This is a genomic window from Alteromonas sp. 4NS20-0143, from assembly GCF_057542855.1.
This window is the reverse complement of the sequence record NZ_BAAJLR010000012.1, coordinates 12,615-30,246: the sequence shown is the minus strand read 5'-3', so window position 1 is coordinate 30,246 and position 17,632 is coordinate 12,615. Positions and strand designations below refer to the sequence as shown.

At 43.0% G+C, this 17,632-nt stretch carries 11 protein-coding genes; 6 read left to right on the top strand and 5 right to left on the bottom strand.

The features are described 5' to 3' along the window. Positions 1 to 295 precede the first annotated feature (295 nt). Together AC27HD_RS17545 and AC27HD_RS17540 are read right to left on the bottom strand one after the other, a co-directional pair. Entirely contained in the window at positions 296 to 3,235 is a 2,940-nt protein-coding gene (locus AC27HD_RS17545) for a TonB-dependent receptor (protein WP_487107449.1), read from the bottom strand. 471 nt (positions 3,236 to 3,706) lie between these two features. After that, the gene (locus tag AC27HD_RS17540) at positions 3,707 to 6,775 is read right to left on the bottom strand and encodes a TonB-dependent receptor (protein WP_487107447.1); all 3,069 of its coding nucleotides are present in this window, start codon (positions 6,773 to 6,775) and stop codon (positions 3,707 to 3,709) included. 339 nt (positions 6,776 to 7,114) lie between these two features. Here AC27HD_RS17540 and AC27HD_RS17535 point away from each other — a divergent pair, with 339 nt between their 5' ends. The 6 genes from AC27HD_RS17535 (at position 7,115) to AC27HD_RS17510 (ending at position 11,924) form a co-directional block, all read left to right on the top strand. Then, positions 7,115 to 8,023 (top strand): DUF4861 family protein, encoded by a 909-nt coding sequence (locus tag AC27HD_RS17535; RefSeq protein WP_487107445.1) that lies wholly within the window; start codon positions 7,115 to 7,117, stop codon positions 8,021 to 8,023. Positions 8,024 to 8,026: 3 nt separating this feature from the next. Next, positions 8,027 to 8,341 carry an L-rhamnose mutarotase gene (gene rhaM, locus AC27HD_RS17530; protein WP_487107443.1) on the top strand — a complete coding sequence of 105 codons (315 nt, stop codon included), beginning with the start codon at positions 8,027 to 8,029 and terminating at the stop codon, positions 8,339 to 8,341. 176 nt (positions 8,342 to 8,517) lie between these two features. Beyond that, the gene (locus AC27HD_RS17525) at positions 8,518 to 9,675 is read left to right on the top strand and encodes an NAD(P) transhydrogenase subunit alpha (RefSeq protein ID WP_487107441.1); all 1,158 of its coding nucleotides are present in this window, start codon (positions 8,518 to 8,520) and stop codon (positions 9,673 to 9,675) included. A 2-nt stretch (positions 9,676 to 9,677) separates the two neighbouring features. Then, the gene (locus tag AC27HD_RS17520) at positions 9,678 to 9,962 is read left to right on the top strand and encodes an NAD(P) transhydrogenase subunit alpha part 2 (protein ID WP_487107439.1); all 285 of its coding nucleotides are present in this window, start codon (positions 9,678 to 9,680) and stop codon (positions 9,960 to 9,962) included. Positions 9,963 to 9,975: 13 nt separating this feature from the next. Next, entirely contained in the window at positions 9,976 to 11,358 is a 1,383-nt protein-coding gene (locus tag AC27HD_RS17515) for an NAD(P)(+) transhydrogenase (Re/Si-specific) subunit beta (RefSeq protein WP_487107437.1), read from the top strand. Positions 11,359 to 11,429: 71 nt separating this feature from the next. Next, positions 11,430 to 11,924 carry a YgjV family protein gene (locus AC27HD_RS17510; RefSeq protein WP_487107435.1) on the top strand — a complete coding sequence of 165 codons (495 nt, stop codon included), beginning with the start codon at positions 11,430 to 11,432 and terminating at the stop codon, positions 11,922 to 11,924. A gap of 48 nt (positions 11,925 to 11,972) precedes the next feature. Here AC27HD_RS17510 and AC27HD_RS17505 read toward each other — a convergent pair whose 3' ends face one another. From AC27HD_RS17505 to AC27HD_RS17495, 3 genes are all read right to left on the bottom strand, one after another. Beyond that, complete coding sequence (locus tag AC27HD_RS17505) at positions 11,973 to 13,391, bottom strand: sulfatase family protein (protein ID WP_487107433.1); 1,419 nt, start codon at positions 13,389 to 13,391, stop codon at positions 11,973 to 11,975. A 41-nt stretch (positions 13,392 to 13,432) separates the two neighbouring features. Then, positions 13,433 to 16,222, bottom strand: coding sequence for a family 78 glycoside hydrolase catalytic domain (locus tag AC27HD_RS17500; protein WP_487107431.1), 2,790 nt, complete (start codon positions 16,220 to 16,222; stop codon positions 13,433 to 13,435). A gap of 83 nt (positions 16,223 to 16,305) precedes the next feature. After that, positions 16,306 to 17,547 (bottom strand): glycoside hydrolase family 88/105 protein, encoded by a 1,242-nt coding sequence (locus AC27HD_RS17495; protein WP_487107429.1) that lies wholly within the window; start codon positions 17,545 to 17,547, stop codon positions 16,306 to 16,308. Positions 17,548 to 17,632 lie beyond the last annotated feature (85 nt).

The window sequence follows — 17,632 nt, the reverse complement described above, 5'->3', positions numbered from 1 at the left end:
ATATAAATACCATAATTATCCTTTCATAATAGACTTATATAAATAAATTCACAATATAATGCGATATTTAAAATAATATTATAGAAAATCACTATACAGCTCACTAGAAAAGATTTATTCACTTTTAAACATGATAACTATCTTAATTTACCACTTTAATCACCATTAAATGTGGATATTAATCATGGAATAGATTGGACTGAAAAGGCAATTTGCGAGCTGCGAACTCTGTCAAGGGGGAAGTCTTTAGCACCTCATTCCCTTCAGGATTGCCCTGAAGGGAATCTCTCATATATTAAAAGGTAGAGCGAACGCCAAGGAGGAAACGCCTACCGGTGTATTCATTCAGAATTACACGCTCTCTGACATCTGCGAACTTAATAGTATTTTCATCCAATAAGTTACTCACATCTAACGTGACTTTTGTATTTTCACTTAATGCATAACCGAACCCTAAGTCTAACTGCCCATATGCGTCAAAGTGTTCAGCGATACCGGCGAGCCCAGTCCGCTTCACTAAAAACTGGTCTCTCCAGTTCCATGAGACTCTTGCAGAGAAGTTATCATCTTCGTAGAACCCAACTATATTGTATGAATGAGGTGTAAAACCTTCCAATCCGTTTCCTGGAGCGGTCGATAGAGGTAACCCTTGAGGCGATGCAAGCGCCTCGTCGTCTTGACCAGTTACGAAGGTATAGTTCGCTTGTATACCTGCATTACTTAGAAAACCTGGAAGAAAATCAAAGTACATCAAGCCAGCGAGCTCGTAGCCTTGAATAGACCCACCTTCTCGATTTCTATCTGTAGTATCACGAAATATAATTTCACCAAAAGCCGGATGGCTAAAACCAGATGAAACGAGCTCAGTACTTTCAGAGATAAACCTTTCAATATCTTTATAGAATAGTGATATTGAAAAGGCGTTACCGTTGTCGGCGTAATACTCTAAAGAAGCATCGTATTGCCATGCTTCGTAAGGCTGCAAATCAGTATTATTAGAACGACGTGTAGATAATCCGTACAAACCGCTAAAACTTTGATTTGGAGTAATATCACCTAAATTTGGTCGCGTAATAACTTTCGCTACTGCTGTTCTTAAATCTACATTATCACTCAGTGAAATTTTCGCATTCAAACTAGGGAGTAAATTGGAGTACGAATTTTTCTTTTCAATTATTTGTCTTTCTGTCGTCACGTAGTCTAAACCTGATGTTGCTCCGTCAGCATCTACCGGATCAATTCTAATTAACTCGACCGAAGGGCCAGAAGCAGTGGTATCAGTCTCTACATACCTTAGGCCAAAATTTGCAGTCCAAGGAAACGCCTTAAATTCTCCATCAAGATCTAATCTAACATAAGCACCATATGTTGTTTCCTCTACATCACGTGCTAGGTCAGGGCGGGCTTGAGAAGAACAGACATCGCTATTTCCTGACCCTTGACGCACAGCTTCGCAGTAACCATCTTTGTCAGTTAATAAAAATGATGTAGGAAAGCTAGCGCCTGAGTCACTAAGTAAACCAGCCACAGAAACAGGTGTGAAAATATCTACTGGTAATGAAAAGAATCGGCCACCCATATTTGGTCTTGGCCCATTGGGCACATTAATCCCTTCCCATGGCGATTGGATTCCATCCGTTGGGTCAAAAGGAGCAACAAAATTTGAATCCCAGAATAAGGTACCAGCGGAATTATAGCCCGGATCGAAAGGTCCTTCTGGTGCGTTTGGCCTGTAAATTCCCGAGTTAAAAGGCAGTGCGCCTTTTTTACGATCACTATAAAACACCCCGGTTTGAAGACCGCGAATTGCTCCTAAATCTAATTCAAATCCAACATCAAATTTACTCTCGAAAACCTCATCCTCTAGTTCAATAGAAGGTGTTAGCGCAACGTGAGCACGAGCGTTTGCAGGGTCGGCTAAATCAAGAGAAGTCGACCAAGACGGAACATCCCCATTTTCCCAAGTGATAATATTTGTCTCGAAGTCTGGACTTGTCTCACCAGCTTTTGGGTCATCAACGCTTCCAGGAGATAGCGGGTCATTCCATGGGTTATTGTCTTTTATCGCTGCTTGTAGTCTCGTTGCATCATTTCGTGCAGTAGCACGCGACCAAGAAATATCAGCGTTAAATGACACACCATTATCCAAATAGAGAAAACCATTCCACCCTAATGCAAGAGTTTCGCTATCGCCGCCCCCCTCTTCAAAGCGATAGTCTACAGGGCCAAAAGTTTTAACAAACGACGTAGCCGTGCCATTTTCATTAATTTCAACATTGGAAAAAAACGGAAACTGCATCGGCGCGTTAATACCTTGAGTCATTGTAGTTCGCTTAAAGTCAACGTATAAAGCATCAACTGTCATGCCCATGTCAGCACTTGGCTCATACTGAAACGTACTATTAATACTTAAACGCTTTCTATCATCAATGGTAAAACTTTGCCCCATTTCTTGAGGAAAGCGAAATTCTACAAGTTCGTCTGAATCAACAGTAGGGCCATTGTAATAAGACCAAGCTCCCCCGCGATGCTCCTCTAGCCTGGTCTTTCTGTCCTCATAAGACACCGCAAAGAGTAATCCCATTGAATCTTCAGCAAATGTGTTACTTATAAGCCCAGATAATCGAGGCCCCCACTCTTCCCCTAAATCCTGATACCGGGCTTGTGCTGAACCTGTCATATGAAAGCCAATATTATTTAAAGGTCGAGCAGTATGCATATTAACGCTGGCACCTAAACTGCCTTCCCACATATCAGACGTTGGGCTTTTAACGACATCGGCACCGCTTAGAACCTCTGCAGCTAAAGCTTGAAAATCAAATGCCCTAGAAAGATTGACGTCAGAAAAAAAGTAATCAACCTCGCCAGTCTCAATGGTTGCTATGGTTCTATTGTTTAGCCTAACTGTATTAAATTCTGGTCCGAAACCGCGCACTGTAACTTTTGAGCCTTCGCCGGATTGTCTATCAATAAAGACACCAGAAATCCTCTGTAGAGACTCCGCAATATTCTGGTCTGGAAATTTCCCAAGATCTTCAGCTGAAATAGAATCTACAACGCTGTCGGCGGAACGTTTTTTATCTAACGCGCCAGTTAATGATGAACGAATTCCAAGTACCTGAACGATCTCAACATCTTTCTCTTTCGCTGTGTCCTGAGCTTGAGACTCATGAGAGATGTAGAGCGCCGACACGCAAGCTAAATAAATTAAGCTATGTTTTATTGTGTGACTCATCTTTTATCCTTAAAATTTAACAAATGAGATAAGTGTCAACTTCCGCCGAAAGGAAAAACACTATTTACTTCAGTGCTTTGCAAATCTTAAAATCTAAAAAAGCTTCTTAAAATTGGGAAATTAACACCGAATTAACAATATCATTAACACAACCTTTTTGAATCAGAAATGAGCACATTCAGTCACAATAGTGAAAAATCATAAGTCTATTATTAATTTAGACAAGCTGACAGCCCTTACATTTACTCAGATTGGGGCGCCGAGATTAAGGAGCTACTTTTGAATGAGTTGTTAAATTGCGATAGCCGAGATACTGAGTAGACAACAGCTATTTGCCGCTGATAACGCATGGGAAGGTTTAAATTTTCGCGGTCTAAACTTGAGCGTATTGAAAGAATTTTTTTAATAATAAAAAATGCCCCCTACAATAAAGTAAGGGGCAAATTTAAATGGAGACTGTTAATAGGGTATTTAAAGGCTGGCAGTTATCCCTAAGACTATACGCCTATCGGTAAGACCCTGAGCGCATAACAATGCCCCTTCGTTTACACACCACTCCGTTCTATCCTCACGTAGCAGATTGATACCATCTAGACCCACTGTGAATGTGTCGTTGATATCATAACTTACACTCATGTTCAGCTGGGCTCTGTCATCCACTATACGAGGCATATCAAAGCTTATCAAATCTCCCGTTTTGAAGGCTGAGCGCCACGTATATCGGGCACGAACACTCAAGTCATACTTATCGTAAAACAAAGTAATGTTGTACGCATTTTGAGATAAATCCTCCAGTTCAATGCGTTCTTCTACAATATCATCGGCGAGCGTTGCAGTAGACTGATCGGTATCGGTTCTTCCCAAAAGCTTATTCAATGCGTTAGCGTCACCCGTTGCAGGACGGAAAGTTTCTATACCTGCTCCCGATTCTTGGTAGGTATAATTAGCTATTACCCCAAAACCTGATGCCCATCCAAGCTCTTTTTCATAAGCTGATAAATCGTGTTGAAACGCAAATTCAACACCTGTTTGAGTTTCTTCATTCGGCAAGTTAATTGTGGTTTGAAGCGGTACGCATATTCCCGTACCAGGAACTGACGACCACACATTCCGGTCGGTAACCGTTGGATTATAAATACCGCCACCTTCACAGGGCGCCGTAATGTCCCGCTCAATTTGACCATTATCACCAATTGGCTCTTCCGGATTATCCCGAACCGCGGCAAAGATGTCTGTTCGCTCTTTGTGGAATAGGCCAACGCTAACAAAGCTAGACTCTGAAAAGTAATATTCTGCAGATAAATCATAGGATATTACTTCTTCTGGGGTTAAAGCGGGGTTACCGACTCTAACAGCTGCACCGGCACCACCCGGAAAGTTAACCGACGTAGAAAGGTTATCAAAGTTCGGTCTACGTATATCTTTTGCAACACCTGCACGTATGACGACATCATCAATAACTTCAGACACTATATTGAATCGTGGAAGGAAATACTCGTATGAAGAAGTTTCCTCACGCAGACCGGTGACTTCTCCATTTTCTATATTGTTGCCCACGGAGGTCACTTCTGTATCAACGTACCTCAAGCCCACATTTCCGCGAAAGGTAATATCGTTAATGTAAAAGAAATAGTCGCCTTGTAAATACAATGCACTTGTTTCTTCTTCAATATCAAAAAAGGAGTCTAGCTGCAGCTCAGGCTGAGACAGCAGCGGATAGCCCTCCGTTATACTACCATTGGCAATTTGAAGCGCGTTATTCTCCTCGATTGATTCATTGAGAGCGTTGATAACCGCATCTGGATCTGAAAAAGACAAATCGCTGTTAATGGTCAAATAATTCTCAATGTACAACCTTCTACCGTCAGCATCGTTAAAGTTAGAGGGACCTGCGCTGACAATGCTAGAGAATAAATCAGCAGTTGGTCGGTAGAACGACGTGTTTGGATTTGAAAAATTTGATGCGGTATTGATGTCACTGCTTAACGCTGTGTTCTTATTCCAGCGATAACCCGCTTTTATTCCTGAAAAATAGGGATTAAGGTCGGAAATATCATAGTCCGCATCAATTCTAAATGCAGTTTCAGCGTTTTCTTGTGTATTTCTACCAACACCAACTCCTCTTAGCGCATAGTTCGCTGGATTGAGAAGATCTTGGTCTGAAGGCCCGAATTCTGCTCCTTGGGCAATACCGAATTGTAACGTGCGATCAGATGCATCAAACTCAACCGGTACACCGTTGTCTATGCTAAGCCCTTCACTAGGTTGCGGTCCATTGGGATTAATGAAGTCCAATGTTGTGTTTAAACGGGGGAAAAATGAATCTGAACTCGAGTAAGATACTTCAGAGGAAAGCTTTAACCTATCCCGGAGCCATGTGAACCCCGTAGCGAAGACGTCGCTATCGGTGAAACGTGAACCAGTATTAACACTCGTTCTCAGGTTTGGGTCAATATTGTTATTATTGCCATCTACGCCCACACCTAATGTTCCGGTAAGCACCGCCTGTACTTCACCTAAATTTAAAGGTCCATTAGGTCCGTCAATTGTCCCTAAGTTGACTGTTTCAAATGAAGTATTGTTTGTGTTATCGACAACAGCTGCCCCGCCGGTGCCAGAGATAAATGCGCGAGAGCTTTTTTGGGCGCGCTCTTGTCTATTTAGCGTAGCATCGAAATAGAACTTAAGATCGTCTACGGGCTCAAATTCTATAGAGCCAGTAAAATTCTTTGTTTCATATTCATACCGAGATATAACTTGGTCTAAAAACTGTGCTCGTAAAAACGGGAATGCTTCTGCACTACCACTTCCAGAGTCCGGTAAGACCTCTCTATCCCTATCAAAACGGGGATCAAAAGAGGCCACTTGCTGCTCAGCGTAGCTACCAGTTAGTACAATTCCAACTCGACCATAATCAGTATCATAGCTATCACCAAACGTAGCCGAGACTCTTGGCGATGTCGCATCTGCTAAATCGCTGTTTTCTGCCTGCGCTCGCACAGATATTAACTGCTCTTTGAGACTTAAACCGCGAAGTGTTCTCAAGTTTATTGTTCCACCAACAGAGCCTTCTATAGTTTCAGCTGACGGAACCTTTATGACTTCTAAAGACGAAATAAGTGCTGCGGGCAAATCATCAAAACTAATACCTGAACGGCCATTGCCGCTTCCAACAGTCGAAACGCCATTTATTTCTACTCGGTTTGCACTTGTACCGCGAATTTGAACACCAGTGCCAACACCAGCAGTACGATCAATCTGAACACCCGTAATATTTTCTAATACTTCTGCCAAGTTTTGATCAGGAAGCTTACCTATATCCTCAGCTTGAATAACTTCCTTAATACTATCAGCAGAGCGCTTTTCCGCAAGTGCACTGGCCAACGCACTCCTTATACCTCTTACTTCGATAACCTCAGTTTCTTTCCGATTATCGGCGGCTGAATCAATGTCTTGTGCGTAGGCATTACTCGATAAGCATCCAATAGCAGATGACACTGCAACGGCTACTTGCAATTTTTTAGCAGTAAATTTCAACATCCATACTCTCCCTTAAACAATCATTGTCAATCAAAACGCAATCACAATAGATCACAAGTTAATCACTATCAACCAAATTGTTAATGACAGGTTAATATTAGGAAGTGTGAATTAATCGACAGCTATTGCGCTAACAATCTATTTTCATTGACTTACATTAAAATCAGCATTTTAAGGAGTTTTTTCTGCAACCTATAATGTTGCATTAATGGTCACTTTGGTGCAATATCCATCACAAACAATCAAGGCGCTAATTTATTGGCTTTTAAGGTTAATCTAGCGCTTCATTAGAGACTCGGTTTGTCATACTACTTAGACCGAGTTCTTCAGGAGATGTTAATGTTTAATCATAAGCAAACGTGTGTTGCACTTTCAATGCTGATGGGGCTAGCGACAATTGGCTGCTCATCTGAGACTTCAGTGGCTAAGGTTAATGAAAGTAATGTCGAACAAACGAAGGTAAAGTCATACGCAAAGTTTGTCCCACAAAGGCGTGATGACTTTGCATGGGAAAATGATAAAGTCGCATTCAGAGTGTACGGACCAGCAGCCCCACTAGCCGGCCATGCAAGCGGCGTCGACGCTTGGCTCAAAAAAGTCGATTATTCGATTATAGACAAGTGGTACGCCATGCATTTTGCAGGTAAGTCTTATCATGAAGACCGTGGTGAAGGCTACGACCCATACCACACGGGCATAAGTCGGGGCGTTGGCGGTTCTGCGGTTTGGATTAATGAAACGCCTTACTATGCTCACAGCTTTACGCGATATGAAATACTTGAAAATAACGCGGAAGAGGTACGGTTCATCCTCTATTACGAGTTTGAAACACCCATTGGACTGGTAAACGAAAAGAAGAGCGTTTCGCTAACGCTTGGCTCTAGGATGTATCAAGTCGACTCTACGTTTTCACTTAACGGTAAGCCTGCCTCAATTCCTATTGCAATAGGAGTAGCAACGCACGATGAAAACGCAACAGTTTATCAAAGCGAGAAAGATGGCTGGGTTGCTGCGTGGGAAATAATAGACGGTCAAGGTTTGGGCACTGGCGCACTTATAGATCCCGCTAAAGTGAGAAAAATCATTCATACCCCATCTAAAATAAAAGACAACAGTCATATTTGGCTAGTAACGCAATCGTCGTCTGATGGGTCATTAAATTATCACGCAGGTTATGGCTGGGAAGGTGCAGGTGAAATAACAACCACAGCGCAATGGCAGACTTACCTTAGCAATTTTGGTAGATAAAATATGGAAAAGATTGCATTCGTAATGACGCTGAAACCTGGCTTCCAAAAAGAATATGAAAAACGCCACGATGAGATATGGCCAGAGCTCGCTGTGCAGCTGAAAGAAGCCGGAGTCTCAGACTACAGCATTTTTTATGAGGAGAGCTCAAACAAGCTTTTTGCGGTTTTGAAACGGGACGACAATCATTCAATGGATGATTTACCCGTTAAGCCTATTGTAAAAAAATGGTGGAACTATATGGCAGATATAATGGATACCCATGAGGACAATTCTCCTGTGACGACGGATCTCAAACGCGTATTTCACTTAGACTAAAATCCCTTTAGTAAAGAAAGTAGCTTCGGTGTCAATCCAACAATAATATCGACACCGGCCGCATACTCTTGTTCGACGCTCCAGTAGGGTTTCATTTAAACGCATCAGTAAACGACAGAAAAGTATACTGAATGAGATTTCTCATTCTCCTCAATGTTTTAGGAAAGGAGATATAGTTGAAAATCCTAATTTTAAACGAAGCTCAGCAATCGTCATCGCACGAGCACATTGAACGGCGATGCGCCGCTACCCCTGCTACCGTTTTGAAACTCGTTCGAAAAGGTATTGCCGTCTACCTAGAAAGTAACGCTGGCTTACTATCGCATTATACAGACAGCGATTTTGAGGAAGCAGGTGCCAAGATCGTTGCCACATCCAACGACATTGCTGGCGAAGTTGACGTATTAGCATGTGTAAATAGCCCTAGTGAACATGTAGTTACGACACTGAAAGCCAACACACTCGTTATCGGCCATATAGACCCGTTTTTTCAACAACCGCTTGTTAGCAAACTGGCGGCGTCCAATTTAACGACTCTTTCGGTAGAAATGATCCCCCGCAGCTCTCGAGCACAGAAAATGGATGCGCTTAGTTCACAAGCAAGTCTCGCAGGTTACGTTATGGTGATGAAGGCAGCGAACTACCTTCCTTCAATATTACCAATGATGATGACTCCATCAGGCACTATTAAGCCTGCAAAGGTTTTTGTAATCGGTGCCGGCGTTGCTGGGTTGCAAGCAATTGCAACCGCAAAAAGATTAGGAGCGAACGTGCTCGCTTACGACACTCGTCCCGTGGTTGCAGAGCAAGTGGAATCATTGGGCGGTAAATTCTTAAAAGTCGATATTGGAGAGACCGGACAAACAAAAGACGGCTATGCCAAAGAACTGACTGATGAGCAAAAACGTGTTTTAGCAGACGCTCAAAAAGACGCTATAACCACGTCGGATATTGTCATAACAACTGCCCAATTGTTTGGACGCAAGCCTCCGGTGCTGATTAATAAAGAAACACTTTCATTGATGAAGCCGGGAAGCGTTGTGGTCGATATGGCTGCACTCTCAGGGGGTAATGTCGAAGGTTCAGAGCCAGGTAAAATTTCAGTTATCAATCAAGTCACAGTTATTGGTTCTGGAAACTGGAGTGAAGAAGTATCACGAGCTGCAACCGACATGTATGCCAATAATGTGTTTAATCTTCTAGACGAATTCACAAAAAATGACCCCTTACGCTTTGATGTGTCATTTGATGATGAAATTCTCGCCTCATCTGTCGTAACCCATGACGGAAAGATTACAAACGAAACACTGATAAACGCATACAAGGGCGCTTAATCATGGAAATCATTTATTTACTCTTTATAGTTTTGCTCGCTGCTTTTCTCGGCTTTGAATTAATTCGTAAAGTGCCGGCTACACTGCACACCCCATTAATGTCAGGCTCTAACGCTATTTCAGGAATTACTCTAGTCGGGGCGCTAGTTGCTTCGGGCGCAGATAATAGCGTGTTAACAACCGTTTTAGGTACAGCCGCGGTTACGTTGGCCAGCATCAATGTCATCGGTGGCTATCTTGTGACTGATCGCATGCTCGGCATGTTTAAGAAAAAAGACAATAGCTAAGAGAATGGCAAATATGACTTTAGAAATACTTATAAACCTTGCCTATGTAGCCTCTGCTGGGCTTTTCATTTTTGGATTGAAATTACTTAGTCACCCGTCGACTGCACGCAAAGGCAACCTCGTCTCAGCAGTAGGTATGTTTATTGCCGTGATAGTCACTTTGCTAGACCAACAGATAATTAGCTACCACTTTATAGCGTTGGGGATACTTGTTGGCGGACTATATGGCGCATGGAAAGCTAAACGTGTACAGATGACCCAGATGCCTGAAATGGTCTCCTTGTTCAACGGTTTTGGTGGCGCGGCGTCGCTATTACTTGGATGGGCTACAGTAAGCGGCATGTCACAGCAAATGCTTGTTACTGCAAGCGGCTTTGTTTTCATTACGGTACTGTTAACACTTCTTATCGGCGGTGTAACTTTCTCCGGCTCTGTAATAGCCTGGGGCAAGCTTTCTGGCAAATTATCATCAAAAGCACTCATTTTTACAGGGCTAAGAGAACTCAGTATCTTGCATCTAGTGGCAATGGTCCTCGTCGGCTATATGTTTGTTACCGATCCCGCTAATACCTTATGGTTATACATAATCATTGCTATAGGATTAAGCTTCGGACTTTGGGCCACTATATCAATAGGTGGTGCTGACATGCCGGTTGTTATTGCATTACTCAATAGCTATTCAGGTATTGCAGCAACCGCAGCCGGTCTAGCGGTAGGTAACACCATTTTGATAGTAACAGGCCTGTTAGTTGGCGCATCTGGTCTAATATTAACTAATATCATGTGCAAAGCCATGAACCGCTCGCTGATGAATGTTCTACTATCCGGCTTTTCAAAACCCATTGAACAAGGTGAAGTGATCACGGGCGAAATTAAGGTTTTATCGCCCCAAGATGCATTCTATGTGCTAGAAGCAGCTCAGGCGGTACTGGTAGTGCCTGGCTATGGAATGGCGGTTGCCCAAGCTCAGCATGCAGTGCGAGAGTTGCATACGTTATTAGAGGAAAATGGATGTTCCGTAGACTATGCCATTCACGCCGTCGCAGGGCGCATGCCAGGCCACATGAACGTACTCCTTGCAGAAGCAGACGTGCCATACGATCAGCTCTACGAAATGGATGATGTAAATCCCCGCATGGAAAATTATGATGTCGTTATCGTCATCGGCGCTAATGACGTAGTCAACCCTGCAGCAAAAGAAATGAAAGGTAGTCCAATATACGGTATGCCTGTTATTGAAGCATACCGAGCCAAAACAGTATTCGTGTTAAAACGTTCGGCAAATGCAGGCTTTGCCGGAGTGGACAACCCGCTATTTTTCAAAGATAACACCCGCATGATTTTGGGTGACGCCAAGGAAACAATCAACAGCTTAATCCGAGAATTTGGCGATTAAGTCACACAGCTTCTGGGCTCGTGCGTATTTTTTGAGCCCAGTTTTATTCTTCCTAAGAGTACATCATTATCATGTCTTATGAATTGCTCGGTCAGATATTTGGCGTACTTGCCTTTTTAGTGGCTACTTACTCCTTTACCCACAAAAGCGACATCAAATTAAAGCTAAGCTTGATAGTGATGTTTTCATTTCAAACCGCACACTTTTTCTTTTTAGGCTCGGTAACTGGGACCATAGCGAATTTTTTAAATTTTTTTCGTACTATCATCTCGATAAAAGCCAATCACAGATATATTGGCGCTTTATTTATCGTAATAAATATTGTGTGGGGTGCATTCAACGTCCACCAGCCTATAGACCTCTGCCCTATTTTCGGTGCTTGCTTTGGGACCTATGCAATTTTCTATGCTGACGGCATCCTAATGAGAAAACTATTTATTTGTGGTGCATTCTTTTGGCTTACAAACAATGTCTATTTGGGCTCTGTTGGCGGGGTTTTGCTTGAAGTGAGTGTAATAATCGCGAACAGCATCACGATTTATCGGCTACAAAAAGATCTTAAATAAGAGAATTAGAATGGCCTGTAAGTAAGCACCTACAGGCCACAGAATTACCTATTGGATGACATTTCGCTTTTCCAATGAATACCAACCCTTAATTTCATTCATTAACATTTTCACTTTGTCTGGATACTGCTTAGCTAGATTAACTTGCTCGAACTCATCGTCAGCGAGATTGTAAAGTCTTGGCCCAACTAAGAATTTATCGTGATACTTTTGATAACTGACATTCTTACCGTCGTAACTCACGATCAGCTTCCAATCACCATTGATTGCCCAGCGATAGAGCAGTGTTGACTCTATATCGTCTAAATCATCCATATCGTGCGCAAAGCCCTCGCCAAAGATGGTCTCTCTTTCTATCTCCTCTCCAGAAGTCAAATTATCGTAGAGATTAAGACCTGGCAGTTTCTCAGGTACAGAAATCCCTACTGCGCCTAAGATGGTGGGCACAATGTCTATACTACTGACTCTTTCCTGTCTGAATTCCGATTTGAATGAGTTGGGTAATGAGTAAATAATTGGTGTGCGTACACCACTTTCATTGGGACTTTGTTTCGACTGCGGCAAGAATCTGTCCGTCTGCTTTGGATTAGTTACCCAGCCATTATCCGAAACGTAAACAATCAAGGTATTGTCAGTTAGTCCACGCTTCTCAAGATGGTCAAATAACTGGCCGTTCGTTTCGTCAAACCATTCGATCATCGCATAGTATTTAGCAATGGACTCCGGTAAGTCGTATTTTGCGTATTTCGATAGTATTCGCTTTGGGGGAGTATGTGGGGAATGCGGCATAAACGGAGCGTACCAAACAAAAAACGGCTTATCGGCCTCGTTTGTTCGGTCGATGAAGTCAGTGATGGTATCTACACCTTGGCGGCCAATTTTCAAACCCTCATCACCGTGGCGCCCTCCTGGGCTAGGAAAGCCTCGGGTCATACCTTCATCAAATCCACCGCGCTGAAAACTTCCTTCCCACCACTTCCCTGTCTGTAAAGAGGCATATCCTTTCTCTCTTAACAGGTCTGGGAGTGTTTGTACGTCGTCGATTTTGGCAATAATGTCTGAACGCTGCTGAAGGTACTCATTCCCCTCTTTCCCACCAGAAATTTCTCGCGACGGGTCGTTACCTGTAATACCGTGCTGACTCGCGTAAAGACCTGTGGCTATTGTCGCTAATGATGGCCGACAAAGTGAGGTAGGTACATAACCTTTAGTAAACGTTACGCCATCTTGTGCTAACTTATCCAAGTTTGGCGTCTGAACAATTTCGTGCCCCATAAAGCTATAATCGTTCCACGCATGATCATCAGATAGTATTAACAGAATATTGGGTGGAGTACTTTGTAAAGGCTCTGCTTTCAACATTGTCTCTTCGGGTTTGCTCACACATCCTGCAAGTGATAAAAGTACAGCTACGTAGCCCACAATCACACTTAACTGGCTCTTCGTTTTCTTATTCCGTTTTAGCATTTTCGAATCCTGTTGTTGTTAACCGTGAAGTCTAAATAACACTACTTAACCACTAGTGAATAGTTGCCTGGTTTATAGATTTTTGGAGCACCGCCTGGAAGGTACACCGTTGCCTTTGTATTTTTGGGGATAACGAAATCCCAGACAACGCTTTTATCCCGTCGCTGCCATTTACTTTTAATTTCGCCATAGCCGGTGGTATAGCTGGTATCAATGGATTCCAAATTTGATGGAAAAACAGGCTTGAGCATAAAGTGTTGAAATCCAACACTGTCACTCAATGGTCGAATACCACCTAAGCCTTCGAAAAACCACCCATCGTATCCCGCATGGAAAGGATGATTTAGAGAACGTCCGGGCGCATCATCTAGCGTAAGTACTTCTTTATTAACAAAACCGCCCTTTCTTTCCCACAACGTAGTGGCGTGCAATTCATTAATTAAATAGGAGTAGCCAGGGTAGCCCTCTGCTTTGAATATATTGAAGGCCGTATCAACGTATCCATGGTCGCTCAACGCTCGGTAAAGGTATGTTTGACCTAAAGCGCCGACAGAGGCGTGACCAGACCACTTATTAACAACATCATCATTTAATTTATCCGCGACCGATTGACGTAATTCATTGGGTACCAATTTAAATTCCAGGGCCATCGCATCCGCAGTTTGACTCCCATAGTGTCCTGATGTGTCGTTAAACATTTCGGAATGAAACTGTTCTTTTAAACGTTCGAATAGTTCACCATAGCGTTTGGTATTTTCATCCATTGAAAGAGCTTCAGATATTTTAGACATGAGATCTGCGGAATGGGCGAACAATGCAGAACTAGTGATAATATGACTAGTGTGCTGTGGATTACAGCGACCACCAACGCGAGACATTCCTGGCTTAACGACTGGATCGCACCAGTCTCCGTAGCCAGATCTAATCATGTTGTTATCCAGCTCTTTAATGCCGGCAGTCATATACTCTTCTAAACTCTCATATTGTTTCAAAAGAAGAGACCTGTCTCCATGGTGGCGATAGTGTTCCCACGCGATGATGACTTCTGCAACAGCCCAGTCAAACTTGCCTCCGTGGGCTCGCCTACCAGGAACAACCGTAGGGGCAATGAAAGGCGAAGTTCTAAAGTCACCAAGATACTTATCCCAAAAATTGTCCATATTAAAGTTGTAGTTTCCGGTAATAAGTGCGGCGTGAGCATCACCTGTCCAGCCAGCTCGCTCTCTTATAGGGCAGTCGAATGGCACACTAATCAGGTTACTTTGATAGCCCCACAGTGCCATTTTATGTACTTTATTAATTAATTCGTCTGAACTTGAAAACTGCCCGCTAACTGGGATATCACTTCGTACTAAGTAAGCGCTTATTGACTCTAAAGATGGCGGTTTATTGAGACCTGTTATTTCTACGTATCTAAATCCATGCCATGTAAATGTTGGGCGCCACAAATGAGGGTTTTTCTTTGCTGCAATATAACCATCAGCCTGCTTTAACTTAGGTGCAGCACCTCCGCTTTTTTGGCTGATATTTCCCTCTGAATCAATCCACTCGGCGTATCGCAAGTAAACCCCCTGGCCGGAATTAAGATTTAACTTTTCAATATTAAGCTCGGGTACGCCTGTAAAGTTCTGACCGAAATCGAACACCCACACATTCGGTTTTGGGGACAGTATACGAACCGGCTGCAGTTTATCTTTAAGCCTGACCGGCGGTATTAATTGAGGCTCAAGATTTTTTGTTGGCCAAACGGATAACACTTCAACGTCTTGCCAGTCAGAGGATAGAACAGCATCGCTTGCTGTTTGCCATTTATTAACATGTCTTCGTTGGTCATGCAGCTCCCCTGAAAATAGGCCTTCTTTTAAGACGGGCGATGGATGATATTTCCATTTTTCATTCGTTGAGATGAACTGAGATGAGCCGTCGTCAAAGTTGATTTCCAATTGAGCGATAAATTTTGGCTCGCCGTAAGTGAGGTTTTTTGTTGGCGATGAAAAGGCTATTTCTTCGTTGTACCACCCGCTACCTAGATGCGCTGAAATAACATTATTTCCTTGCTTCAATAGACTCTCAACGGCATCTGTATTATATAAAATACGCTCTTCGTAGTCAGTCTGCCCTGGATCCATGATTCGGGAGTCAACACTCTCGCCATTAATATACATTTCGTAGTAGCCAGCAGCTGTGCTATGAAGGCGAGCACTCACAACCTTTTTTCTAATGCCAAACTCATGGCGATATAAACCTGCGGTTGGCTGCTTTCTTAATTGTTCTACAATATAGTCTGAACGTTTTTTCTCTTTATTTTGCGCGCTAGCTGCATATTGTACCCATTGTTCAACCTGTGGAGTCACTTCTGCAGTCGCACGTTGACTCGCTTTTATCCACTTTGCAGACCAATCAGCGTTGTCGGTAAGACCCATCTCCCATGCAGCAATCTCGCTCCACGCAGAAACGTCAGGGTCTTGCGCAGACCATACTCTTACTCTCCAAAATACCTTTTGCCTACTGTTAAGCTTTTCTCCATCGTACATTATGTTAAGTGAACGTGAAGTTGGAACTTTTCCACTGTCCCATAAATCAGGCGCCACGTTTTGCAACAGGGAGACAGAACTTGCCACTGCTATCTGATAATGTGTTTGCTCATCAACATTTGAATGCCAAGAGAGTGACGGAGAAGCAGCGTGTATGTTTAATGGCTCATTCAACCCTTCTACTGATAAATTAGTGGGATAAGAGGCAGTTGCGCGGGAAGTAGCTGATTGAGAAGTGACGTTGCAACCAGTAAGCATCAAAACAACGAAGGTAAGACCGTATAGAAAAGAACGCATGACAAATTCCTTGTAGTAAAGAAATGCTGCAAAAAAAAGCCCCTAGCTAAAACGTCTAGACTAGAGGCAGCAGTAAAACCGTTTTACTTATTCCAAATTAGCATTTCAGAGGCCGCCAATAGCACCGCACCTGTTCCATATAGCTGCGAATCAGATTCTTTTACGGGGTCGGGACTCTTTCCTACATGTTGAACCCAATTCACCCGCCCATCGTCAGTCACCGCTTTTGTAATGGCACTCCAGCCTTTTTCAACAACATCTTTTGAACGCTGGTCGGTGAGAATCCCATTGTTTACACCCCACGCTAAGCCGAAGGTAATAAAACCGGTACCACTTACTTCAGGTGTTCTCACTTTATCAGGGTCCATCAATGACGCAGGCCAATAGCCGTCTTCTTTTTGAAGCGCCATAAGCCCTTCAGCGTGCTTTTTATAAAGCTCGATGTAGCGGTCTTTAAAAGGATGCCCCTCAGGTAGTTCTTCTATGATCATAGGAATAGCAGCGAAAACCCAACCGTTTCCACGTCCCCAAAAAACTGGCTCACCGTTATCACTTTTTGCATCGAAGTATCGACTGTCTCTGAAGAACAAGCCATACTCATCAGAGAATAGATAATCAGCGGCAGCCCAGAATTCTTTGTTTCCATATTCAAGGTATTTAGGGTCGCCAGTAACCTTGGTCATTTGTGCCCAAGCACGAGGAGCCATAAACAGAGCATCAGCCCAACACCATCGGAGTTGACAGTTCCCTTCTAAGTGATATTTGCCAGAGCTCGATTCAGAATCTCCCATGTTCAACCCAACCTGAGGAGGCTTACTTAAGATCATATCGAATACTTCTTTAGTAGGCATGTAGGCCTCTTGAACACCAGCACGTTCCGCTAACCAAAGATAAGTCTGAGCAATAGCATGATCATCTGCATGATATGGTCGCTCAAGAATAAGTTCATAGTTTTCTTTTTCTGCAACTTGTTTGACGAAGCTCTCTAACTGTTTGTCGTCTGTAGCGTCAATCCACCGTGTTAAACCAATATAGAATGAAGCTTGGATCCAAAACTTCGCATTTTCTGACTTTGCACGATGAGACTCAGGAATATAATCCAAGTTACCAAATTGCGCTATTTGCCAATTCGCAGCACTTTCACCAATTCGCTTTGCCGTAGATTCAATGCTTTGCATCGACATACTCTTGTCTACATCTACCGCTTTCATTCGCTCAGATTCAGCACTCTGCACTTGTTTTTCAGGTGACTCACCAGAGCATGCACTTAACCCTAACGCCAATGTCAACGCTACAGCGGATAATTTCAGTTTTGTGTGATTCATATATTCGTTCTCAACTAATTATTGCGGCTAGGTGCATATTTCCTGATAAAGAAATATGAATAATGATTTACATAGCCGAATTTTT

What these genes read in the sequence shown, in the direction of transcription:
- AC27HD_RS17545 (WP_487107449.1), bottom strand. Translation starts at nt 3,235, where the DNA reads ATGAGTCACACAATAAAACATAGCTTAATTTATTTAGCTTGCGTGTCG.
- AC27HD_RS17540 (WP_487107447.1), bottom strand. Translation starts at nt 6,775, where the DNA reads ATGTTGAAATTTACTGCTAAAAAATTGCAAGTAGCCGTTGCAGTGTCA.
- AC27HD_RS17535 (WP_487107445.1), top strand. Translation starts at nt 7,115, where the DNA reads ATGTTTAATCATAAGCAAACGTGTGTTGCACTTTCAATGCTGATGGGG.
- rhaM (WP_487107443.1), top strand. Translation starts at nt 8,027, where the DNA reads ATGGAAAAGATTGCATTCGTAATGACGCTGAAACCTGGCTTCCAAAAA.
- AC27HD_RS17520 (WP_487107439.1), top strand. Translation starts at nt 9,678, where the DNA reads ATGGAAATCATTTATTTACTCTTTATAGTTTTGCTCGCTGCTTTTCTC.
- AC27HD_RS17515 (WP_487107437.1), top strand. Translation starts at nt 9,976, where the DNA reads ATGACTTTAGAAATACTTATAAACCTTGCCTATGTAGCCTCTGCTGGG.
- AC27HD_RS17510 (WP_487107435.1), top strand. Translation starts at nt 11,430, where the DNA reads ATGTCTTATGAATTGCTCGGTCAGATATTTGGCGTACTTGCCTTTTTA.
- AC27HD_RS17505 (WP_487107433.1), bottom strand. Translation starts at nt 13,391, where the DNA reads ATGCTAAAACGGAATAAGAAAACGAAGAGCCAGTTAAGTGTGATTGTG.
- AC27HD_RS17500 (WP_487107431.1), bottom strand. Translation starts at nt 16,222, where the DNA reads ATGCGTTCTTTTCTATACGGTCTTACCTTCGTTGTTTTGATGCTTACT.
- AC27HD_RS17495 (WP_487107429.1), bottom strand. Translation starts at nt 17,547, where the DNA reads ATGAATCACACAAAACTGAAATTATCCGCTGTAGCGTTGACATTGGCG.